The organism is Bacteroides acidifaciens (genome assembly GCF_903181435.1).
Lineage (GTDB): Bacteria > Bacteroidota > Bacteroidia > Bacteroidales > Bacteroidaceae > Bacteroides.
Genome location: NZ_CAEUHO010000001.1, coordinates 2145141 through 2169201, shown reverse-complemented (window position 1 = coordinate 2169201; position 24061 = coordinate 2145141). Strand labels below are relative to the sequence as shown.

General features: G+C 41.4%; 20 protein-coding genes and 1 pseudogene. 14 read left to right on the top strand and 7 right to left on the bottom strand.

Going from position 1 to position 24061, the window contains the following annotated elements:
- Positions 1–59 precede the first annotated feature (59 nt).
- The gene (locus CLIN57ABFB40_RS20580; protein WP_004296931.1) at positions 60–185 is read left to right on the top strand and encodes a symporter small accessory protein; all 126 of its coding nucleotides are present in this window, start codon (positions 60–62) and stop codon (positions 183–185) included.
- A complete protein-coding gene (locus CLIN57ABFB40_RS09170) occupies positions 182–1729 on the top strand; it encodes a sodium:solute symporter (protein WP_175629805.1) in 1548 nt (515 codons plus the stop codon). Before CLIN57ABFB40_RS20580 ends, CLIN57ABFB40_RS09170 begins: the two co-directional genes overlap by 4 nt.
- 21 nt (positions 1730–1750) lie before the next feature.
- Here the strand turns inward: CLIN57ABFB40_RS09170 and CLIN57ABFB40_RS09165 are convergent, their stop codons facing one another.
- Positions 1751–3142: a transglycosylase SLT domain-containing protein gene (locus tag CLIN57ABFB40_RS09165; RefSeq protein WP_175629804.1), complete on the bottom strand. Its 1392-nt coding sequence runs from the start codon at positions 3140–3142 to the stop codon at positions 1751–1753.
- Positions 3143–3166: 24 nt separating this feature from the next.
- Positions 3167–3778, bottom strand: coding sequence for a uridine kinase (gene udk / locus CLIN57ABFB40_RS09160; protein ID WP_121766704.1), 612 nt, complete (start codon positions 3776–3778; stop codon positions 3167–3169).
- Between the two features lie 101 nt (positions 3779–3879).
- On the opposite strand from udk, the gene CLIN57ABFB40_RS09155 reads away from it, so the two are divergent.
- The 9 genes from CLIN57ABFB40_RS09155 to CLIN57ABFB40_RS09115 all read left to right on the top strand — a co-directional run bounded on the left by CLIN57ABFB40_RS09155 (position 3880) and on the right by CLIN57ABFB40_RS09115 (position 14676).
- On the top strand, positions 3880–4179 hold the full coding sequence (locus CLIN57ABFB40_RS09155) for a Dabb family protein (protein ID WP_024987726.1): 300 nt from the start codon (positions 3880–3882) through the stop codon (positions 4177–4179).
- A 17-nt stretch (positions 4180–4196) separates the two neighbouring features.
- Complete coding sequence (locus tag CLIN57ABFB40_RS09150; RefSeq protein ID WP_175629803.1) at positions 4197–6302, top strand: protein-disulfide reductase DsbD family protein; 2106 nt, start codon at positions 4197–4199, stop codon at positions 6300–6302.
- 302 nt (positions 6303–6604) lie between these two features.
- Positions 6605–7258: a DUF2490 domain-containing protein gene (locus CLIN57ABFB40_RS09145; RefSeq protein WP_175629802.1), complete on the top strand. Its 654-nt coding sequence runs from the start codon at positions 6605–6607 to the stop codon at positions 7256–7258.
- Positions 7259–7561: 303 nt separating this feature from the next.
- On the top strand, positions 7562–9463 hold the full coding sequence (locus CLIN57ABFB40_RS09140; protein ID WP_175629801.1) for a fimbrillin family protein: 1902 nt from the start codon (positions 7562–7564) through the stop codon (positions 9461–9463).
- Positions 9464–9743: 280 nt separating this feature from the next.
- Positions 9744–10595 carry an ATP phosphoribosyltransferase gene (hisG, locus tag CLIN57ABFB40_RS09135; protein WP_175629800.1) on the top strand — a complete coding sequence of 284 codons (852 nt, stop codon included), beginning with the start codon at positions 9744–9746 and terminating at the stop codon, positions 10593–10595.
- 9 nt (positions 10596–10604) lie between these two features.
- Complete coding sequence (gene hisD, locus CLIN57ABFB40_RS09130; protein ID WP_175629799.1) at positions 10605–11891, top strand: histidinol dehydrogenase; 1287 nt, start codon at positions 10605–10607, stop codon at positions 11889–11891.
- A gap of 26 nt (positions 11892–11917) precedes the next feature.
- Positions 11918–12958 (top strand): histidinol-phosphate transaminase, encoded by a 1041-nt coding sequence (gene hisC / locus CLIN57ABFB40_RS09125; RefSeq protein ID WP_175629798.1) that lies wholly within the window; start codon positions 11918–11920, stop codon positions 12956–12958.
- Between the two features lie 5 nt (positions 12959–12963).
- Complete coding sequence (gene hisB / locus CLIN57ABFB40_RS09120) at positions 12964–14088, top strand: bifunctional histidinol-phosphatase/imidazoleglycerol-phosphate dehydratase HisB (RefSeq protein WP_175629797.1); 1125 nt, start codon at positions 12964–12966, stop codon at positions 14086–14088.
- 36 nt (positions 14089–14124) lie between these two features.
- A complete protein-coding gene (locus CLIN57ABFB40_RS09115; RefSeq protein WP_175629796.1) occupies positions 14125–14676 on the top strand; it encodes a dual specificity protein phosphatase family protein in 552 nt (183 codons plus the stop codon).
- Between the two features lie 449 nt (positions 14677–15125).
- Here CLIN57ABFB40_RS09115 and CLIN57ABFB40_RS09110 read toward each other — a convergent pair whose 3' ends face one another.
- On the bottom strand, positions 15126–17051 hold the full coding sequence (locus tag CLIN57ABFB40_RS09110) for an NAD(+) synthase (protein WP_175629795.1): 1926 nt from the start codon (positions 17049–17051) through the stop codon (positions 15126–15128).
- 314 nt (positions 17052–17365) lie between these two features.
- Between CLIN57ABFB40_RS09110 and CLIN57ABFB40_RS09105 the strand changes: the two genes are divergently transcribed.
- From CLIN57ABFB40_RS09105 to CLIN57ABFB40_RS09095, 3 genes and pseudogenes are all read left to right on the top strand, one after another.
- On the top strand, positions 17366–17794 hold the full coding sequence (locus tag CLIN57ABFB40_RS09105) for a Fur family transcriptional regulator (protein WP_175630362.1): 429 nt from the start codon (positions 17366–17368) through the stop codon (positions 17792–17794).
- Positions 17795–17816: 22 nt separating this feature from the next.
- Positions 17817–18374, top strand: coding sequence for an NADH peroxidase (locus CLIN57ABFB40_RS09100; RefSeq protein ID WP_005677773.1), 558 nt, complete (start codon positions 17817–17819; stop codon positions 18372–18374).
- 91 nt (positions 18375–18465) lie between these two features.
- Positions 18466–18600 (top strand): annotated as a pseudogene (locus CLIN57ABFB40_RS09095) (SagB/ThcOx family dehydrogenase); the annotation flags it as partial.
- A 111-nt stretch (positions 18601–18711) separates the two neighbouring features.
- Here CLIN57ABFB40_RS09095 and CLIN57ABFB40_RS09090 read toward each other — a convergent pair.
- From CLIN57ABFB40_RS09090 to CLIN57ABFB40_RS09075, 4 genes are all read right to left on the bottom strand, one after another.
- Entirely contained in the window at positions 18712–19176 is a 465-nt protein-coding gene (locus CLIN57ABFB40_RS09090; protein ID WP_175629794.1) for a thioredoxin domain-containing protein, read from the bottom strand.
- 17 nt (positions 19177–19193) lie between these two features.
- Positions 19194–19493: a thioredoxin gene (trxA, locus tag CLIN57ABFB40_RS09085; protein ID WP_175629793.1), complete on the bottom strand. Its 300-nt coding sequence runs from the start codon at positions 19491–19493 to the stop codon at positions 19194–19196.
- A 246-nt stretch (positions 19494–19739) separates the two neighbouring features.
- Positions 19740–21899, bottom strand: a complete 2160-nt coding sequence (locus CLIN57ABFB40_RS09080) for a S46 family peptidase (protein WP_175629792.1) — start codon at positions 21897–21899, stop codon at positions 19740–19742.
- On the bottom strand, positions 21900–24059 hold the full coding sequence (locus tag CLIN57ABFB40_RS09075; protein ID WP_175629791.1) for a S46 family peptidase: 2160 nt from the start codon (positions 24057–24059) through the stop codon (positions 21900–21902).
- Positions 24060–24061: the final 2 nt, after the last annotated feature.

Below are 24061 nucleotides of genomic sequence, written 5' to 3'. Positions count from 1 at the left end.
TTGTCTTTTCAATAATTTCCTTACATTTGCGTCTTAATTGATTAAAATCTGATACGCAAATGTTTGGAATAGACGACCCCTTTATCATTTTGCCATACCTTCTTTCAGTGGTATGTGTGATTTTTGCTGCCTGGTTCGGGCTGAAATATTGGAATAAGGACGATGAAAAAGACGAAACCCGATGAATACATTTACTCTTGGACTGATTGTGATAGCTTATCTGCTGTCACTGGCCTATCTTGGCTTTTTAGGATATAAAAAAACGACATCTACCAGTGATTATCTGGTGGGAGGACGGCAGATGAATCCTATCGTGATGGCACTTTCTTATGGGGCCACGTTTATTTCCGCATCCGCTATCGTAGGTTTTGGCGGAGTGGCTGCCGCTTTCGGGATGGGAATCCAGTGGCTCTGCTTCTTGAATATGTTTATCGGAGTTGTGATAGCTTTTATCTTTTTCGGTTTGCGTACCCGGCGTATGGGGGCTAAACTGAATGTGAGTACTTTCCCGCAGTTATTAGGCCGGCATTTCCGTTCACGTAATATACAGGTATTTGTTGCTGCTGTCATTTTCATTGGGATGCCACTCTATGCGGCGGTTGTAATGAAAGGCGGTGCAGTATTTATCGAGCAGATTTTTCAAATAGATTTCAATGTTTCTTTGTTGATATTTACTTTGGTTATTGCGGCTTATGTGATAGCAGGAGGAATGAAGGGGGTAATGTACACCGATGCTTTACAGGCGGTTATCATGTTCGGCTGCATGCTGTTCCTGCTGTTTTCTCTCTATCAAGTGCTTGATATGAATTTTGTAGAAGCTAATAAAGAACTGACTGCTACCGCTCCGCTAGTCCCGGAAAAGTTTAAGGCATTGGGGCATCAGGGATGGACTGCAATGCCTGTGACGGGTTCTCCGCAATGGTATTCGTTGGTAACTTCTCTTATTTTAGGAGTGGGAATCGGCTGTCTCGCACAACCTCAGTTGGTGGTTCGCTTTATGACAGTGGAGAGCAGCAAACAGTTGAACCGCGGGGTATTTATCGGTTGTTTCTTTTTGATTATAACGGTAGGCGCGATTTATCATGCCGGGGCGTTGAGCAACCTTTTCTTCTTGAAAACAGAGGGAGCGGTTGCCACAGAGGTGGTGCAGGATATTGATAAGATTATTCCGTATTTCATTAATAAGGCAATGCCCGACTGGTTTGCCGCTCTCTTTATGTTGTGTATCCTTTCGGCGAGCATGTCTACACTCAGCTCGCAGTTCCATACAATGGGGGCATCGGTAGGTTCGGATATTTATGGGACATACAAACCTCGTTCACGTGGTAAACTGACTAATGTTATCCGCCTTGGTGTATTGTTCTCTATTCTGGTCAGCTATATTATCTGCTATATGCTGCCCCATGACATTATTGCCCGTGGAACTTCTATCTTTATGGGAATCTGTGCGGCTGCTTTCCTTCCCGCTTATTTCTGCGCCTTATATTGGAAGAAAGCAACAAAGCAGGGGGTGATGGCAAGTCTTTGGGTAGGAACAATCGGCAGTTTGTTTGCTCTTGTGTTCCTTCACCAGAAAGAATCTGCCGCACTGGGTATCTGCAAAGCCTTGTTCGGGCGGGATGTATTGATTACCACTTATCCTTTTCCGGTGATAGACCCGATATTGTTTGCATTGCCTTTATCGGTATTGGCTATTATCGGGGTTAGTCTGCTGACTTATAAACGATGACTTATAAATAAATAATGATTTTTACGCTTTGATTTTCTTTTTGTAAGACTCATAGCGTGACATGATATCACGGACGAAATTGTAAGTCTCTATGCCACGGAAATAACCGTTTTTACAAACGGGGTCGGTGAAGTACTCTTCATTACTTTTGAGTAAGATAAAGTTTTCCACATTATCTTTCCATACCAATTTGTTCTTGCCGTACTTCTCCGCCAGAGCCATGGCATCGTAAATATGCCCTAAACCGGCATTGTAGGAAGCCAGAATAAAGTTGAGACGTTCCTCTTTGTCGGGAATCATACTGAAACTGCGGTCAGTGGCAGCAATGTATTTGATAGCTGCCTTAACGCTCTCTTCCGGGTTTTGTTCTTTTCCGGCAGGTACTCCCATTGCCCGGGCGGTGGCGGGCATTAGCTGCATGAGTCCTTTGGCACCTGCCCAGGATACAGCCGTGGTATCGAAATTGGATTCCGTATAAGCCAGCGATGCAAGCATACGCCAATCCCATCCGATATCTTTGGAGTACTTTTTGAACAAATCGTCATAATGGGAAATCTTTCCCTCTTTCAATGAAAGGATAGGAGAGTGGGGCATCATTTTGCTATTTTCAAAATAGCGTTTCATACTGGCAGTATAAGCCGGAGAAGTCATATTCTCCTGATGCCATTTAGTGGCGGCTGCGGCCAGTTCCGGGCTGTCTTTCCGTACAGCCCAGGAAGAGCGCTGGTCGAAACTGATAGGTAGGCTGATATCCAGATTGGGATAATACGTTTTGTTTAATTTCGCCAAATCGTTGTCCGCCACTGTATATGGTATTTTCCCTTGCGCCACTTGGGTGATTAAGTCCTCGGTGGTAATGCTGTCATTGGTCACTTCATGGATTTGGATTCCGCCGCCCAGCTCACTGTTCAGATTGATGAGACGGCCATAATACTTTCCGGGCTTTACATATATGTCCTTTCCAATCAGTTCGGTAACATCTTTCAAAGGTTTTCGCTTTCCTCTTCCTTGCTGAACAATCACCTGGTGGGTAATCACGTCTTCACCGCAATAAAGGAGACTGTCTTTCCATTCTTTGGTTATGGGCAGGTTGTAGGCAATCATGTCCCCTTCACCTGCCAGTAATTTCCGGATCAGTTCGTCGACGTTGTTGGCTACTTCGATTCTGAGCTTTAATCCCAGGCTTTTGGCAAACTGTTCGCTGAGTTCATACTGGAATCCCATTTCCTGTCCCCGGTAAATGAAATATGAAGTAGAGCTGTATAATGTCAATACAACCAGTTCACCACTATCTTTTATCTGTGGGAGATCACGTGCGGATTCATCCGTCTTGCTATGCTGCTTGTCCCGGCATCCGATTACGCAACAGAATAACACAAGGAATAAAGGGATAATCAGTGTCCTGGCATTCATTTCTTAATTTTTAATTTTCAACTCTCAACTCTTCAAGTGCTTCTTGATATACATGGTCAGTATATCAATAGCCACCTTATTGCTGCCGCCTTCCGGCACGATAAGGTCGGCATAGCGTTTGCAAGGTTCGATAAATTGCAGGTGCATCGGTTTCAGAACCCGTGTGTAGCGTTCCATTACAGCTTCGGCCGTGCGTCCTCGTTCTACAACGTCTCTTTGGATGACACGTATCAAACGTTCGTCCGGATCGGCATCTACGAATATTTTAAGGTCCATCATATTACGTAGTTTCTTGTCGCATAAGGCAAGGATTCCCTCGATAATAATGACTTCGCGTGGCTCGATATGAATTGTTTCGGGCTGGCGGGTGCATGTCAGATAAGAATAGGTGGGTTGTTCGATGCTCTTTCCTTCTTTCAGTGTCATGACATGTTTGGAGAGCAAACTCCATTCAAAAGCATCCGGATGGTCAAAATTAATATTTTGGCGTTCTTCAACCGGGACGTGGCTACTATCCTTGTAGTATGAGTCCTGAGGTAATAATACTACTTCCCCTGCGGGGAGACTTTCTACGATTTTTCGTACGACGGTGGTCTTTCCAGAGCCAGTTCCGCCTGCTATTCCTATAATTAACATCTCTTTAAGTGTATATTTAAACCAAATAGAGTAAATTTGCATTGTTTATGCAAAGTATTAACAAGACAAATATAGAAACAATTCATTAAAATAACAACGTAATGGTAAAACACATTGTATTATTTAAGTTAAAAGACGAAGTTTCTGCCGAAGAGAAGCGGGCAGTTATGACGAAATTTAAGGAAGCAATAGAAGCGCTTCCTGCTAAAATCTCCGTAATCCGAAAAGTTGAAGTCGGATTGAACATGAATCCTGGAGAAACCTGGAATATAGCACTTTATAGTGAGTTTGATACTCTGGAAGACGTGAAATACTATGCAACGCATCCCGACCATGTAGCTGCCGGCAAGATTCTGGCTGAGACGAAGGAAAGCCGTGCGTGTGTAGATTATGAATTATAACCCTCCAATTATTGAAAATGAAAAAGTTAATTTCTTTTCTGCTTTTAAGCTTTGTAGGCTATGCTTTGCAGGCGCAGATTAAAGATCCGGTAAAGTTCAAGACTGAGTTGAACACTCTTTCTGATACGGAAGCGGAGATTGTATTTACCGCTACCATTGATAACGGGTGGCATGTTTATTCAACCGAACTTGGAGATGGCGGACCTATTTCCGCAACATTCAATGTTGATAAGAAAAGTGGTCTGGAGCTTGTCGGAAAATTGAAACCGGTTGGCAAAGAAGTAGCTACTTTCGACAAGTTGTTTGAAATGAAAGTACGTTACTTTGAGAATACTGCAAAGTTTATTCAGAAAGTAAAACTCACAGGCGGGGCTTATGAGATAGAGGGGTATCTGGAATATGGAGCTTGTGATGACGAGAGTTGTCTTCCGCCTACCGAAGTTCCGTTCAAGTTTTCCGGGGTAGCAAAAGCTGGAAATGCGCCTGCGGCTAAAACAGAACAACCGGCTAAAACAGAACCGGAGAAAAAAGAACCGGAGAAAAAAGAACCGGAGAAAAAAGAGCTGGAGAAAAAGGAAGAACCTGCTCCCGCTCCTACCGAAGTGAAAGATTCTGCTGCTATGATGGAACTGGTGCCCGCCACTCCGGTGGATGCGGCTACGGATATTCAGCCTGCCGTTGCATCCGGTGAACTTTGGAAGCCGGTTATCAGCGATTTGCAAGCGTTGGGCGAAGAACATGGTCAGAAAGATATGTCCTGGATATATATTTTTATAACAGGTTTCCTTGGCGGATTGCTGGCTTTGTTCACTCCTTGTGTATGGCCGATTATCCCGATGACGGTCAGCTTCTTCCTGAAACGCAGCAAGGATAAAAAGAAAGGTATTCGTGACGCATGGACGTATGGAGCATCCATCGTTGTGATTTATGTGGCATTGGGGCTGGCTATTACATTGATTTTTGGCGCTAGTGCACTGAATGCGTTGTCTACCAATGCAGTCTTTAATATTCTCTTCTTCCTGATGCTGGTGATTTTCGCAGCTTCGTTCTTTGGAGCATTCGAAATCAGACTTCCGTCGAAGTGGGGAAATGCAGTGGATAGCAAAGCGGAATCTACAACCGGCTTATTGAGTATTTTCCTGATGGCTTTCACGCTTTCGCTGGTTTCTTTCTCTTGTACAGGTCCGATTATCGGTTTCTTGCTTGTACAGGTATCCACAACAGGAAGTGTCGTTGCTCCAGCTATCGGTATGTTTGGGTTTGCCATCGCACTGGCTTTGCCGTTCACTCTGTTCGCATTGTTCCCGTCATGGCTGAAGTCTATGCCGAAATCAGGCGGATGGATGAATGTGATTAAGGTGACATTAGGTTTCCTCGAACTGGCATTCGCGCTTAAATTCTTGTCAGTAGCCGATTTGGCTTATGGCTGGAGATTGCTTGACCGTGAAACATTCCTTGCTTTATGGATTGTTATTTTTGCTTTGCTCGGATTCTATCTGTTGGGTAAGATTAAGTTTCCGCATGATGACGATGATAATAAGGTGGGAGTTACCCGTTTCTTTATGGCGCTCGTCTCTTTGGCATTTGCGGTTTATATGGTTCCCGGTTTGTGGGGAGCACCGTTGAAAGCGGTAAGTGCATTTGCTCCGCCTATGCAGACGCAGGACTTCAACCTGTATAAGAATGACGTACATGCGAAATTCGACGACTATGATTTGGGCATGGAATATGCGCGTCTGAATGGAAAACCTGTCATGCTTGACTTCACCGGATATGGTTGTGTAAACTGCCGTAAGATGGAAGCAGCGGTATGGACTGACCCGAAAGTGAGCGATTTGATTAATAATGACTATGTATTGATTACCCTTTATGTAGATAACAAAACTCCTTTGAGCGAGCCTGTGAAAATCGTAGAAAACGGTACAGAGCGCACTTTGCGTACGGTCGGTGATAAATGGAGCTATCTGCAACGTGTAAAGTTTGGCGCTAACGCCCAGCCTTTCTATGTATTGCTGGATAATCAGGGCAAACCGGTGAACAAGTCATATGCTTACAACGAGGATATTCCTAAGTATATCGAATTCTTGCAGACCGGACTGGAAAACTATAAGAAAGCGAAATAATCGTTTCTCTGATAGATTGATAATAGAAAAGCGATCTCATCTTTGCGATGAGGTCGCTTTTTTAATGGAATAGATTGAAATGTCAGTGAAATTATATTGGTATTTCCATTATCAGAAGTTGAGTTCCTTTCGTTACATGTATTGGGAATGATTTTGTATCTCATATACCCATGCCGTCACGTTTGGATAGGCGTTCTTCCGCCACAGTGATTTCTCTTTCAATAATTCAGATTTATTTCAGTATCATGATTTTTCTTTGCCGGAGATAATTTACTATCTTTGCAACTTTAACCCGATAATCAATGGATAGAATATTATTAAATACTAAGGTTTGGCTGTTTGTTTTATTAGTTGGAACAGCCTCCTCCGTATGGGCACAAAGTGATGATTTCACTACATGGACTAAGTTCAAAGTGAATCATAAAATAGATTCCCGATTTTCTGTTTCCGGTGATTTGGAACTGCGCACGAAAGAGGATATGAGCAGAATGGATCGTTGGGGACTTACCGTCGGCGGTGTTTACCATGCATATTCCTTCTTGAACTTTGGCGTCGGTTATGAAACTCATTTTTGGAGTCTGGGAGATTCGGATTGGAAACTTAGGCATCGTTATCATATCAGTGCGGTTGCAAGTTATCGTTATCAATGGTTGAAAGTTTCTTTGCGGGAAAGTTTTCAGCAGACTTTTGACCGTGGAGATTCGGAAACCCGTCTGCGTTCCCGTTTAAAATTAGCCTATGCACCGGCAAAAGGGATTGTTTCACCTTATTTCTCTCTCGAAATTTATCAAAGTCTGGACGATGCTTCTTTTTGGAGGGCAGATCGTATGCGCTATCGTCCGGGAGTAGAATTTGATTTAGCTAAACGTTGGTCATTAGATGCGTTTTATTGTTATCAGTATGAGGCTTCACGGGGGAAACATATTGCCGGAATAGAAGTGGTTTATTCTTTCTAAAAATGGAGCTTTCTTATATAATAAGGTGTAGGATTAAATCGATTGAATATATATATGTTCTGCTAAGTACTTGATTATTTGTTGATTAAAAATGAAATAAGAAGATTTCTTAATTGAAATATGTCTTCTCTTAACTATAATATGTACTTTCGCTTCCGGTATTCCAAAATGGAATGCTGAAATTAACGATTCTACAGTAACAACAGACGTGTTGTGTGTCTCATAACTGAAAGCGAATACTTCCTCTTATGTCATTCTTCTGCTCAATCAGCGATTTCTAGTTTTGACCAATAAACAATAATAATGAAAACATGCCATGACCTATTTGTGGGAGTAGGTTTATTTATTCTGTATTCTGTTTCGCTAACAGCTTGTGTAAATCATATTTCAGAAGAAGGGGAAATAATCAATAATGGAGATATTCCATTGAAATTTGTAGCTGATATTCGCGAAGTAGTCAATACTCGTGTGGCAAATAATAATTTTGAAGAAGGGGATGAGGTTGGTTTGTTTGCACTTGCCGGTAACACAACAATGCAAGAAGAACGTTACGCCGATAATCTTCATTTTGTACGTTCTTCCAGTGGTGAATTTGTTTCTGATGAGTCGGTTTATTATCCGGACGATGGAGTAACGTTGAATTTAATCAGTTATTATCCGTATCAAGAAGAAGGAGTAGCAATGGGGGAAAGCACTATGCAAGTATCGGTTGCTACGAGTCAGAATAAATCTATTGATTATTCACATTCGGATTTTCTGATTGCATCCAAAGAAGATGTGTTAGCAAGTAAAGAGGCTGTAGCTCTGACTTATAATCACCAGTTCTTCCGTTTGAAGATAGTTCTTGTTCCGGGTGAAGGAGAAAATGTAGAAGATATGTTATCTGCCAATCCTACACTTTCTGTTAATGGTTTTTATACTAAGGCTATTTATGATTTTCAGAAAAAGACTTTCTCTACTTATTCCGAAGAGAAAGAAATAATTCCTGCAGGTGGATGGGAAATAAAAGAGGGGAGATTGGTAGGAAAAGAACTTATTCTGATACCACAGGAAGCGACGATGGGATACCAGTATATAACATTGGAAGCCGAAGGAAGACCATATACCAGTTTGCTGCCTTCTACCTTACAGTTGGCAAGCGGTAAGCAAAGAGAACTGGAAATCACATTTGTAGCAGATGAAGATATATTAATGAGTAAGGTCAGTGGAGAAATCGGTGATTGGGATGGGACTGAGGTAGATCAGACTGAATCGGTGACTCTTCATAAATATGTAGATGTATCGAAGCTGACTTTTGAGAAATCAAATGTGTATAAAGTATTGAATTCTGGAAAACAAGTTGCTGAAATATGTAAAGAGTATTTGGTAACTCCGGAATTTTCTTCCCAAGCGATTGTTGCTTATCCGATGAAAGAAGATGGCAGTGTTGATTTATCACAAGGAATTGTTGCTCAACTATTAGAAAAATCAGGTAAGGTTCATGGTGGAAGTGTTTCATGGAATGTGGAAGATAATTCTTTGACTTATATTGCCGGAAATTTAGCTGCTCGTAATAATGTTTATGTACTGGCAGACGGGAAAATTTCATTGTCAACAGCAGTTGCAGATAATGTATTATCAGTTTTGGCATTAGAAGACGTTGTCCGTGATGTGCGTGGTGGTATGATTCATAACTATCCATTGGTGAAGATTGGAGCTCAATACTGGATGCGGGATAATTTGGAAACTGCCTTGTATGTGAATGGCGACGAACTTCCTAAGTTGGATGCCGTAACAGAAAATGCTGTCGGATATTTGCAATCGGATGCAGAACATCATTTTTATACTGCTAATGTGGCATTATCTGCTAATTTCTTACCCGCACATTGGAACATACCGAATAAAGGGGATTGGAGTCTCTTGAATACTTATCTAAAAGGAGATGCTTCTTTGTTGAAATCAGGAACTTGGTTACCTCTGAAAACAGGAGAGACAGCGCAGCCTGCTAATAATCTTTCAGGTTTCAATGCCGCCCCTATAGGCATGTGGGTTGAACCGAATCAGAATATATTTGAAGGTAAGCATTTGGCATATTGGACATTGGATGATACAAATACAGCAATAGCCGATGATGTCTTTTACCTGAAAAGTGACGAAAATACGATTGGAAAGTCTGCTCCGGGTGTCGAGAAAAAAGCTTTTGCAATTCGTTGTATCCGAAAGTAAATGAGTGGAAATGATTTATCTTTCTACCTTTAATTTGAAATAAAAACTCAAGTTTTTGTGATAAATGTTTGGAAGTATAAAACAAATGCTTTAATTTTGTCGCAGATAATAAAAGAAATATGAAATATACAGCTACACATCATCATCATTTTCCTAACGAATAATCGGTGGGCATAGATGATATTGTGTATACTCTATATAACGATAACGAAGGCTTACCGAATACGGTAAGCCTTTTTTATTTTCAAATTCAAATAGTAATTAATAATTAAATAAGACCATGTTAAGAATCGCAGTACAAGCCAAAGGACGTCTCTTTGAAGAGACGATGGCACTTTTAGAAGAGTCGGATATCAAGTTGAGCACTACTAAACGTACCTTGTTGGTGCAGTCATCCAATTTTCCTATTGAAGTATTATTTCTTCGTGACGATGATATTCCGCAAACGGTAGCTACCGGTGTAGCCGATTTGGGTGTTGTCGGTGAAAATGAATTTATGGAAAAAGAAGAAGATGCTGAAATCATTAAACGCTTGGGATTCAGTAAATGCCGTTTGTCATTAGCTATGCCGAAAGATCTTGAATATCCCGGATTATCCTGGTTCAATGATAAGAAAATAGCTACTTCTTATCCTGTTATTCTCCGCAACTTCTTGAAGAAAAATGGTGTGAATGCAGAAATCCATGTTATCACCGGTTCCGTAGAAGTATCTCCGGGCATTGGTTTGGCTGACGCTATTTTTGACATTGTAAGTTCCGGTTCCACTTTGGTCAGCAACCGTTTGAAAGAGGTGGAAGTGGTTATGAAATCGGAGGCTCTGCTGATTGGTAACAAGAATATGAGCGATGAGAAAAAAGAGGTGCTGAATGAACTTCTGTTCCGTATGAATGCAGTGAAGACAGCGGAAGACAAGAAATACGTGTTGATGAATGCCCCGAAAGATAAGTTGGAAGAAATTATCGCCGTATTGCCGGGTATGAAGAGTCCTACCGTTATGCCATTGGCGCAAGAAGGCTGGTGTTCCGTTCATACAGTACTTGATGAAAAACGTTTCTGGGAAATCATCGGGAAGTTGAAAGCTTTGGGAGCAGAGGGCATCTTGGTATTGCCGATTGAAAAGATGATAGTATAAATGTGAACTATGAAATTGATTAAGTATCCTTCTAAAGAACAGTGGACGGAGCTTTTGAAGCGTCCGGCACTGAATACGGAAAGTCTGTTTGATACGGTTCGTTCCATTATAAATAAGGTAAGGGCAGAAGGCGATAAAGCTGTACTCGAATATGAAGCGGCTTTTGACAAAGTAACTCTGCCTGCGCTTGCTGTCACTCCTGAAGAAATACAGGCAGCCGAATCATTGGTGAGTGACAAACTGAAAGCTGCCATCTCTTTAGCAAAACAGAATATTGAAACATTCCACTCCTCACAACGCTTTGTCGGAAAGAAAGTAGAAACGATGAACGGTGTAACCTGTTGGCAGAAAGCGGTAGGTATCGAAAAAGTAGGACTTTATATTCCGGGCGGAACAGCCCCGCTTTTTTCAACGGTACTGATGCTGGCTGTCCCCGCAAAAATTGCCGGATGCAAAGAGATCGTACTTTGTACTCCTCCTGATAAGGAAGGAAACATTCACCCGGCCATTCTTTTCGCTGCTCAATTGGCAGGAGTAAGCAAGATTTTCAAGGCAGGTGGTGTACAAGCTATTGCAGCGATGGCTTATGGAACGGAAAGTGTTCCTAAAGTATATAAGATTTTCGGTCCCGGTAACCAATATGTGACAGCCGCCAAGCAATTGGTCAGCTTGCGGGATGTGGCTATTGATATGCCTGCCGGTCCTTCAGAAGTGGAAGTTTTGGCTGATGCATCGGCAAATCCGGCTTTTGTGGCTGCGGATTTATTGTCGCAGGCAGAACACGGAGTGGATAGCCAGGCCATATTGATTACGACTTCCGAGAAACTACAAACAGAAGTTATGGCAGAAGTAGAGCGTCAACTGGCTGAATTGCCTCGTCGGGAGATTGCTGCCAAATCATTGGAGAACAGTAAACTGATTCTGGTGAAGGATATGGCTGAAGCATTGGAACTTACAAATGCTTATGCTCCCGAACACTTGATTATAGAAACGGAAAACTATATGGAAGTAGCTGAGTGTGTCACCAATGCCGGTTCTGTATTCTTGGGGTCTTTGACTCCTGAAAGTGCGGGCGACTATGCTTCCGGTACGAATCACACCTTACCGACTAATGGATATGCAAAAGCATATAGCGGTGTAAGCCTGGATAGTTTCATCCGTAAGATTACATTCCAGGAAATCCTTCCAGAAGGAATAAAAGCTATCGGTCCGGCTATCGAAGAAATGGCTGCCAATGAACATTTGGACGCGCATAAGAATGCTGTCACTATCCGTCTCAAAGCAATTAATAAGTAATAATTGAAAATTAAAAAGTATTGCTGATGAAAACGTTACAAGAACTAACCCGACCGAACATATGGAAGTTGAAACCATACTCTTCGGCTCGTGATGAATATAAAGGTTTTACGGCATCTGTCTTTTTGGACGCGAACGAGAATCCGTACAATACACCTCATAACCGTTATCCGGATCCTATGCAGTGGGAGTTGAAAACTCTGCTGTCGAAAATCAAGAAAGTATCTCCCGAACATATTTTCTTGGGAAATGGTAGTGACGAGGCTATTGACTTGGTTTTTCGTGCATTCTGCGAACCGGGTAAGGATAATGTCGTAGCTATCGACCCTACTTATGGAATGTATCAGGTCTGTGCCGATGTGAATGATATAGAATACCGGAAAGTGCTGTTGGATGATAATTTCCAGTTTTCGGCAGATAAACTGTTGGCGGCTACTGACGACCATACCAAACTGATTTTCCTCTGTTCGCCGAACAATCCGACAGGAAACGACCTGCTTCGTTCCGAAATAGAAAAGCTTCTTTGTAAGTTTGAAGGGCTGGTAATGTTGGATGAGGCATATAATGATTTCTCTTCCGCACCTTCCTTCCTGGAAGAACTGGATAAATATCCGAATCTTGTTGTATTCCAGACATTTTCCAAAGCATGGGGATGTGCCGCCATCCGTTTGGGAATGGCATTCGCGTCAACGGAAATAATCGGTATCCTGAGTAAAATCAAGTATCCTTATAATGTCAATCAATTGACTCAGCAGCAGGCTATCTCTATGTTACACAAATATTATGAGATAGAACGTTGGGTGAAAACACTGAAAGAAGAGCGTGACTATCTGGAAGTAGAATTTGAAAAACTACCCTGCACCATCAAACTATTCCCGTCTGATGCGAACTTTTTCCTGGCTAAAGTGACGGATGCTGTGAAAATTTACAATTATCTGGTAGGCGAAGGTATCATTGTCCGTAATCGCCACTCTGTATCACTTTGTTGCAACTGCTTGCGTGTAACGGTGGGTACCCGGGTAGAAAATAACACATTGCTGGCAGCTCTTAGAAAATACGAAGGATAAGGAATATGAAGAAGAAAGTATTATTTATAGATAGAGATGGTACATTGGTCATTGAACCACCTGTTGATTATCAGCTCGATTCATTAGAAAAGTTAGAATTCTACCCGAAGGTTTTCCGTAATTTGGGTTTTATCCGTAGCAAACTAGATTTCGATTTTGTGATGGTCACTAATCAGGACGGATTGGGCACTTCTTCTTTTCCGGAAGAAACATTCTGGCCTGCCCACAATCTGATGTTGAAAACATTGGAAGGAGAGGGGATTACTTTTGATGATATTCTGATAGACCGTAGTTTTCCTGAGGATAACGCACCGACTCGCAAACCGCGTACTGGCATGTTGACAAAATACATCGACAATCCCGACTATGACCTTGCCGGAAGTTTTGTGATTGGTGACCGTCCTACTGATGTGGAGCTTGCCAAGAACTTGGGATGTCGTGCCATCTATTTACAAGACTCAACTGAAAGTTTGAAAGAAAAAGGTCTGGAAGATTTTTGTGTGCTTGCAACAACAGATTGGGATAAGATAGCCGAGTTCCTTTTTGCAGGTGAACGAAAAGCGGAGGTCCGTCGTACAACTAAAGAAACGGATATATATGTAGCTCTGAACCTTGATGGAAATGGTACTTGTGATATTTCTACCGGTCTTGGTTTCTTCGACCATATGCTCGAACAGATTGGAAAACACTCCGGCATGGATTTGACAATTCGTGTAAAAGGAGATTTGGAGGTAGACGAACATCATACCATCGAAGATACTGCTATTGCTTTGGGAGAGTGCATTTATCAGGCTTTGGGCAGCAAGAGAGGAATCGAACGATATGGTTATGCATTGCCTATGGATGATTGTCTCTGTCAGGTTTGTCTGGATTTCGGCGGTCGCCCTTGGTTAGTATGGGATGCTGAATTTAAGCGCGAAAAGATAGGAGAGATGCCTACGGAAATGTTTCTTCATTTCTTTAAGTCATTAAGTGACGCTGCAAAAATGAATCTGAATATCAAAGCAGAAGGGCAGAATGAACATCACAAGATAGAGGGAATTTTTAAAGCCCTTGCACGTGCCTTGAAGATGGCGCTCAAAAGAGACATCTATCATTTTGAACTTCCGTCCAGTAAAGGCGTACTTTGATTGATTGCTAATTTATAATTGTGACCTCATAGATTTATGAAAAGACGAATCTTATTGAGTCTGCTTTTAGGAATAATCTTCTCATTCTCAGTCTTTAGTCAAACTCTGAAACCTGAGAAGATTATTCTTCCTGACAGTGAACTGGCCAATTTGTATAAGATAGATGTGGGAGTATACCGTTCAGAGCAGCCTTCATCAGCCGACTTTAAAGCTCTCGAAAAATATGGAATCAAAGAGTCTCTTAATCTTCGGAACAGACATAGTGATGATGATGAAGCAAAAGGCACAGCTGTGAAGCTCCATCGGGTAAAAATGAAGGCGCACTCAGTCAGTGAGGAGCAATTAATAAGAACATTATGTATCATAAAGAATCGCAAAGCTCCTATTGTAATCCATTGTCATCATGGTTCCGACCGTACAGGAGCCGTTTGTGCACTCTACCGTATTGTATTTCAGAATGTCTCTAAAGAAGATGCGATTCGCGAAATGACTGAAGGGGGCTTTGGTTTTCATCGTATTTATAAAAATATTATTCGAAGAATCAGAGAAGCTGATATAGAAAGAATAAAAAAAGAAGTGATGCAATAATTTAATAGATTGTATGATTTAGTCGAATCATAAGGAAGATTTAGAAACTTCTATTGCATGAATTAATGTTTTTTCCTTATCTATTAACCAATTCAACAGCTAGTATTATTCTGTTGCACTTGTGTAACGGTGCAAATGGACTTGAGCAACTACCCGGACGGACTTGTGTAACTGAATAGTTGCACAAGTCCGTCCGAATAGTTATTTGTAATAAATGCTAATACGTTGGAATATAGTGAATTACGCGAAAAGTGCAGTTTTTATCTCCAAAAAGCCAAAAACAACCGTATGTTTTTTGTGAACTTTTCTTAAAAAGAGCCCGTTTTTATACCTAAGTTGTTGATAGATAGCGCTGTGACATTTTTGTTTTTCCCCGTATAATACTTAAAATAAATACAAAAATGTGGCAGACAAAAATGCCTGCCAAAATAAACTCCCTATAAAGAAGATTATAAGTTTTCGATTTCTTTAAGCCACATCGCCGAACTGGCATCACTCGGCATTCGCCAATCTCCTCTTGGACTAATAGAAATACTACCAACTTTCGGACCATCGGGCAGACAAGAACGTTTAAACTGTTGATTGAAGAAACGACGGAAGAAAATGAATAACCATTTCTTAATTGTCTCTTCATCATAACTGCCTTTGAATGCAATCTTTGCCAGATAATAAATCTTTGCCGGACGGAAACCAAAACGCAGGAAATAATAAAGGAAGAAGTCATGCAACTCGTAAGGACCTACCAAATCTTCCGTTTTTTGTTGGATTTCTCCATTTTCATCAGCAGGAATCAATTCCGGGCTGATAGGTGTATCTACTATATCAAGTAAAGTTGCTTTTGAATCCTCATCTACACCATTTTCTGCCACCCACTGCACCAGATATTTAACGAGTGTTTTGGGCACGCTTGCATTGACACCGTACATTGACATATGGTCCCCATTGTAGGTTGCCCACCCCAAAGCGAGTTCGGATAAGTCACCTGTGCCTACTACCATTCCCCAAGTCTGGTTGGCTACGTCCATTAATATTTGTGTACGTTCGCGTGCCTGTGAGTTCTCATAAGTGACGTCATGCACATTTATATCGTGCTCTATATCTTTGAAATGCTGTATACAAGCATCTTTGATGCTGATTTCACGGATAGATATTCCTAATGACTTCATTAAGTCGATAGCATTGTGGTAAGTCCGGTCAGTAGTTCCGAAGCCAGGCATTGTAATGCCAAGAATTCCTTTTCTGGATAATCCCAGTTTGTCGAAAGTCTTCACACAAACAAGTAATGCCAGTGTTGAATCCAGTCCCCCGGAAATACCGACTACAGCAGTCTTAGCTCCGGTATGAACGAGGCGTTTTGCCAATCCTGCTACTTGAATAGAAAAAACGTCTTCACAGTGTTCGTTTAGCTCTTTCCCTTGTGGGACAAAAGGATGCGGATTGAAACTCCGGGTTAGTGTCAGTTCTTTGCTATTTACAAATTCCGTAGCAATCGAAACAGCTTTTTTATCTCCTAAATTAGCTTGGTTAGCAGCGAAAGTCGTATTGATTCTACGTTCTGCACGTATGCGTTCTACATCAATCTCACTGATAATAAGTTGTTCTTCCATGCTGAAACGTTCACTGCATGCAAGCAGGCTGCCGTTCTCGTAAATCAATCCATTTCCTGCGAAAACTACATCAGTAGTAGACTCACCGAAGCCGCAAGATGAGAATACATATCCCGCGATGCAGCGTGCAGATTGCTGACTGATAAGGGAACACAGATAATTATGTTTTCCGATACCTTCATTGTCTGCCGACATATTAAATAGAATTTCCGCCCCTTGCAGTGCAAGTGAGGAACTGGGAGGAATTGTAGACCAAAGGTCTTCACAAATCTCAATTCCGAAAGTGGTATCTGAAGTTTCAAAAAGTAGGTTTGCGCCTATGGGAACAATTTGTCCGCACAAACGTACGTTATCTGTTGTGAGCTGTAGGGCAGAAGTGAACCAACGCTGCTCATAAAACTCTTTATAATTGGGGAGATAAGTTTTGGCTGCAATACCTAATACTTTTCCTTTCTGAATAACTACAGCCCCGTTGATAACTGTCGAATTGACCACTACCGGCATACCGACAATGGAGATAATATCCAACTGGCGTGTATTATTCAGAATCTGCATGATTCCCATTTCTGCTTCTTCCAATAAAAGCTGCTGCCCAAATAAGTCACCACAAGTATATCCGGTAATACTCATTTCCGGGAAGATTATGATTTGCACTCCCTTCCCTTCGGCCACTGCAATCAGACTTTCTATTCTCTCTACATTGAATTTACAGTCAGCCACCTTTATGTGTGGCACAGCTGCTGCTACTTTTACGAATCCGTAGTTCATCTTATACCTTATTTATATATAGTGGATGCAAAAATAGGAAAATAGTTTTGAATATTTATCTTTTCAGCAATGAATCCTTTCAATAGGGGCTTTTACATCAAGAATGTTACTGTTGTTTAAACATTTAAATGGACTTTCAAAATGAAAGATAAGTGTGTGACTGTTTGTAACACAAAAATACAGGTATTTATACAGTTGATTTGAATCTTTCTAAAAAAAACTTGAAAATATTTGGAAATCCAATAAAGCCTTTCTATCTTTGCACTGGATTTATAATTGTAATGAATACAATTTTGGAAAGAAAGGGCTAAATGATGAAACCGTACGAAAGATTATTAGAACATAATATAAAGCCTTCGATGCAGCGTATTGCTATCATGCAATATTTGATGGAGCATCCTATCCATCCGTCGGCTGATGATATATATACAGCATTGTCTCCTTCGATGCCTACACTTTCAAAGACGACAGTTTACAATACTTTGAAACTATTTTCAGAACAAGGAGCGGCTCAGATGCTTACTATTGATGAGAAGAATACTAATTTTGATGCGGATACCTCTATTCACTCTCATTTCCTATGCAAACGTTGCGGACATATTTATGACTTGCAATGTCTGGAAGCGGTGAAAAAGGTAGAGAGCTTGGAGATGGACGGACATCAGGTATCGGAAGTGCATTATTATTATAAAGGTATATGTAAGAATTGCTTGAGAAAAGATAAAGATACACGTATTGACTAATTAATTTAAAATTGAGAAGAAAATGAAAAAATTTAGATGTACTGTTTGCGGTTACGTTTATGAAGGTGACGCAGCTCCTGAGAAATGTCCTTTGTGTAAAGCTCCTGCCAGCAAGTTCGTAGAAGTTGTTGAAGTAGAAGGTGGTGCATTGACTTTTGCTGATGAGCACGTTATCGGTGTTGCAAAAGGTTGTGACGAAGAAATGATTAAAGACCTGAACAATCACTTCATGGGCGAATGTACTGAAGTTGGTATGTATCTGGCTATGAGCCGTCAGGCAGACCGCGAAGGTTATCCTGAAGTAGCTGAGGCTTTCAAACGCTACGCTTGGGAAGAAGCTGAACATGCTGCTAAATTTGCCGAACTGTTGGGCGACTGTGTTTGGGATACTAAAACAAACCTGCAGAAACGTAAAGATGCTGAGCAAGGTGCATGCGAAGACAAAAAACGTATCGCAACTCGTGCTAAAGCTTTGAACCTGGATGCTATCCATGATACTGTACACGAAATGTGCAAGGACGAAGCTCGCCACGGTAAAGGTTTTGAAGGTCTGTACAACCGTTATTTCGGTGATAAATAATCAAACCTCATAATAACTCTTAAAAGGTCTGTATTCAAAAATGAATGCAGACCTTTTTTGTTTATATTTGTTCATCAACTTTTAATGCCATAGTTATTTCTGTTCTGCGGCAAATTTGGCTACAGTGCCACGCGCATTGATGGATAGTAATCAGTTGAAGAAAGTGCTGAAGTTGAAAGACACTCAGGTTCCTATGATGAACCATCCTGTAGGGTACTTTAAATAAGGGTCGATAAGTATATAAAAATAGTGACGCTATCCTCTTGGGATACCGTCACTATTTATTCATTATAGCGTCACTATCCTTACCGGATGGCGTCACTATCTTTTTCCCTTTTTATTTTAATAAAAATTCATCGATTGCTTTCTTGTAGGTTGCTTTGTCAGCAGCCCCACGGAAAAGCTGTGGATCTCCTTTCATGGGGATGAATACGAACAATGGAATACTGGTTGCATTGAACAGGGCTGCCAGTTCTTTTTGTTTATCTACATTTACTTTGTAGATGGTAATTTTCCCTGCATATTCCTTTGCCAATTCTTTCATGATAGGAGCTGTCTGGCGACAAGGTCCACACCAATCGGCATATAAGTCGATGATGGCAGGCTTGTCGCCTTTGTATTTCCACTCCTTTGATTTTTCATAATCGAAGACGTCTTTCAGAAACATTTCCTTGTTCATTACGACGACTTCACCGTTACCTGTTGCCTCTTTTTTACCTTGATTGGTTTCTGCTTTATCATTGAAAGCGTACACAATTACGCTTATCATGACTAATGCTACCATTACTAATACTTTTTTCATTCGAAATCTTTATCTTTTTATGTATAATGCTTCTCGATAACCCCTTGTAGCTCGCTGCTATGGATTACGCCGGAATGTCTCCAAACTGCTTCTCCGTTCTTGAATACTATAAAAGTAGGTACAGCCTGTATGCGATATTTAGTAGCCAGTTCTTCGTGCTGGTCAACGTCTATCTTCACAATGCGGGCTTTGTCACCTACAATTAATTTGAGCTCTTCCAGAACAGGTTTCATTGCCTTACATGGACCACACCATTCCGCAAAGAAATCAACTAAAACGGGTATCGGTGACTTTATTAATTCTTCAAACTTTTCCATAATCTTTCCTTTCTTAAAGTTAAATAGCAGCCATCGAAGACTGCAAATATAAATTCTATTTCATTAATATAACGGGAAAAAGCTGTTTTTGTTCATAAAATAGTAATCTTGGAGACATTATCTTGTAATATAAAAGAGGGAACTTTGCGTTTCGAAAAATATAAAATGAAGGTGCGAACAAAAGAAAATGGATAATGAGCGAATTAGGCGTCATTATCCATTTCTTCTTTATAAATGATATTCTGATTATTCTGCTATAGTCAATTCATCAATGATATGGGATGCTCCCGCAAATTTATCTATGATGAAGAGTGTATAGCGAATGTCGACGCAGGCCGCACGTTGTGATGAAGGACGGAAAGCGATATCGCCTGTGAGTCCTTCAAAGTTGCGGTCGAAAGCAGTTCCTACCAGCTGGCCTTTACCATTGAAGACAGGACTACCGGAGTTTCCGCCTGTATTGTCGGTGTTTACAATAAAGCAAACAGGCATTTCACCGTTTTTTCCATAGCGTCCATAATCTTTGGCAGCATATAGCTCTTTCAGTTTTTGGGGGACAACAAACTCCCAGTTTCCTTGATCTTCTTTCTCCATTACTCCTTTGAGGGTGGTATGGGCATCATAAACAGCACCGTCAAATGGCTCATAAGAAAGTACTTGACCGTATGTCAACCGTAAAGTAGAGTTTGCATCCGGGTAGATAGGAATACCTTTTTCCTGTTTCATATCCATCATGCCTTTCACCCATACTTTATGGGCGGCATCATAGTTTTGATTCGCTTCTTTCATGGCAATAGCAGTCTTCAGTATTCCGTCGGTAATGGAATATTTGAATAGTACCATCCAGTCGTGTCCTATTTTATATAGGCTCGGTTTTTTGATAAACTTCTCAAAATTCTTAGGATTACCGAAGATAGAATGTTCAAAACACTCGTCAACAAATGCGTCAATATTTCCTTTAAAGCGGGAGCTGATAATTTCAAAGATGTTAATCCGCTGTTCTGCCGGAATATAATTGGCATATGTTTTCAACATCTCTTTGCCGACCATTTTTTCCACTTCCGGAAAAGGGACAGAAGCGAAGTATTTTTCACCCTCTTTTTTTAGTTTTTGGGTGGCTTCCTTAATTTTCTCTTTGTCTTTTGATTTCAAGGCAGTAACCATTTCCATTGTAGAAGGAATGCGCATAAAATCAAGGGCAGTCACTAATGCTTCATTAATAGCCTGCTGGTGGTAGAGAGCGTCACGGCGGTGAGCTACGATAGAGCGAATTTCATCAAAGGCTTTTTGATAAGAATCATCTCCCTTTTCACGTCCACGTGCCAAAAGTTCTTCTTGTTGTGTACGTTTGGTGTCCAATACATTGAGACGTATCAGCCCTTCATTCATGCCGATGGCATTTTTCCAATAATTGGCAGATGATGCATACTTACTGGCATAGTGAATACGTACGGCAGGGTCTTTCAGCATTTGTTCCATAAGTACTTTCTGGCGGGCTCCACGTACATGATGACGCATGAAGTTGGTGGTCTGCATACGTTCTTCCACTTCGTCGGAAATCATATATCGCCAGTTGCGTCCGGGGAATCCCATGACAAAAGTGAAATCACCTTCCTGTACTCCGGCAAGGCTGATAGTGAGATGTTTCTTTACTTTCAAAGGAACATTATCCTTTGAATATGCCGCAGGTTTCCCATCCTTGTCTGCGTAAATGCGGAAAAGAGAAAAGTCACCCGTGTGACGCGGCCACATCCAGTTGTCTGTGTCAGCTCCGAACTTACCAATCGAAGAAGGCGGGGCACCTACCATACGAATGTCGCTGTACACTGTCTTGACGAACATATAGTATTTGTTACCGCCATAGAAAGCTTTAAGTTCCAACTTAGTCGCCGGGGTAACTTCTATGTTCTCAGCTTTGGCAAAACGTTCAGCTACTTTGCTAAGATAACTTGGTGACAGGTAATTGACACCATCCGGATCCGGATCTTTTTTTAGCTGTTCATTGACATAGCTGGTTACATCGAGAATCCGGTCGATGTATGTGACAGTTAGTCCTGGAGTGGGAAGTTCCGCATCGCGGTTCATAGCCCAAAAACCTTCTGTCAGATAATCGTGCTCTACATTGCTGTGCTGTTGGATAGCTCCATAGCCGCAATGATGGTTGGTCAGAACCAGTCCTTCGGAAGAGATGACTTCTCCCGTACATCCACGACCAAAATGCACAACCGCATCTTTCAGGGAAAGTCCGTTTGTGTTGTATACCTCTTCGACAGGAATCTCCAGACCGAGTTCACGCATGGCAACTGCATTCTGCGTTTTCAGGTCAGTCAGCATCCACATGCCTTCATCGGCGTGGATGCTGAGAGTTGCCAGCGAAAATATAGCAAATAGGATTTGTTTTCTCATTTATTCTACAATTGTCATTTCGTTAATCAGATGTCCGCAGTTGCCTAATTTCTCAAGGATAAACAGGACATAACGGATATCCAGATTAATGCAACGTTGCAGGTTATTGTCAAAGTTGATATCACCGCTCAACGATTCCCAGTTGCCGTCGAAGGCACAACCTATCAATTCTCCGTTTTCATTCAATACCGGGCTGCCGGAGTTACCACCGGTGATGTCGTTGGTAGACAAGAAGCAAACCGGCATATCACCGTTCGGCAAAGCATAACGTCCGTAATCCTTCTTTTCTATCAGTTCTTTCAGTTTGGCAGGCACTACGAATTCACGGTCATCCGGGTTCTCTTTTTCAAGAATTCCTTTAGTTGTAGTGTAATAGTTGTAGTGTACGCCGTCTTTCGGATCATAAGGTTTCACGTTGCCGTAAGTCAGGCGAATCGTAAAGTTGGCATCCGGATAAGAAGGTACGGGTAATTTCATGTCGCCAAGACCACGAATGTATGTTTTGTGCAGCAAAGCCAGTTCCTTATCCATATCTTTCAGTTGTGAAACTATTTTCTCGAACAAGTCGTATTTTGATTGGCAGTATTGCAAAGCAAGGTCATTGTCGATAGCTTTTACTGTCGGCTTTTTGATAAACTTCTCAAAGTTTTCACGGTTGGCGAAGATGGAGTTATCATACATGTCGTCGATAAACTTGTCATAGTCACCCTTGTATTTCTGTTCGATAACCTTATAGATAGACGGACGCTGGTCGGCCGGAATCATTTCTGCATATAGCGGGAAAAGAACTTTAGCTACTTTACGGTCTACTTCATGGTCGTAGTCTTTATTATGAATACCGTCATATGTGGCTTTCAAGGCTTCTATGCGTACCTTAATTAAAGAGTCATTCTTTTCTATCAGTGCTTCCCGTGTTTTGGATAACAGAGTGCTGCCGAATTCAATAGCTCCGAAGAATGTTTCTCTCAGGCAAGTGAACTGATAGTTGAGAGGAGCTGTTTTAGCTACCAAGTCATCTATCTTCTTTACTACTTCCGCATATTCGGTATTGTTCTTTTCTTTGGCAAATTCTGTGAATTTAGTTTCCTGGGCAGCTTTTGTGCCGAGTACATCATTATCGATAATCGCTTTGTTCATTCCGATAGAGTTCTTCCAGTAGTTGCTGGAGCCTGCGTACTTGTTGGCATACTGGATACGGATTTTGTCGCTGGCATTCATTACTTCTTTTAGGACTGCCAGGCGGGCACCTCGGATACGGATACGCGGTTCGTTCTCTGATTCCATGCGTTCTTTTACTTCCGATACGGTCAGATAACGGCTTGTGCTTCCGGGGAATCCCATAATCATTGCGTAGTCTCCTTCTTTCAGGCCTTTGATGGAGATAGGCAAATGTTTTTTAGTTTTTAATGGCGTATTGGAAGCATTGTATTCTGCCGGTTCGCCGTTAGCGTCTGCATAGATACGGAACATGGAGAAGTCGCCCGTGTGGCGGGGCCACATCCAGTTGTCCGTTTCGCCGCCGAATTTGCCGATAGAAGAAGGCGGTGCGGCAACCATACGCACATCCGGGTATATTTTCTTATAAAACAGGTAGAATTTGTTTCCAGCATAAAATGGAAGTGCTTGTGGTACAATTCCTTTTTTGTCTTTCAGATCACTTTTGGAGTAAAGCTCTTTTGCTAATTTTTGAAGAAACGCACCTGTGAATGATTCGGACTCCGTGATTTCTTTGGCGGCAACTTTAGCATTAACAATATCGGTAATGTCCTCAATACGTTCGATAAATGTGAATTTCAATCCCGGAGTAGGGAGCTCTTTATCTCTGGAAGTAGCCCAAAAACCGTCTGTCAGATAATCATGCTCGACACTACTATGTTGTTGGATAGAAGCGTAACCACAGTGATGGTTTGTAAGGATCAAGCCTTCTGGTGAGATGATTTCTCCCGTACATCCGCCACCGAATATACCGACAGCATCCTTTAGGGAGACACCATTAGGATTATATAAATCTTGGGCTTCCAACTTCAAACCTTGTTTCTTCATCATATCAATAGAATGTTGCTGTTGCATCAGTTGCAATAACCACATTCCTTCGTCCGCCTTGGCGGTACATACGATCAGCGCAGTCAGCGCCAATAAATAAAGTCTTAGTCTATTCATTT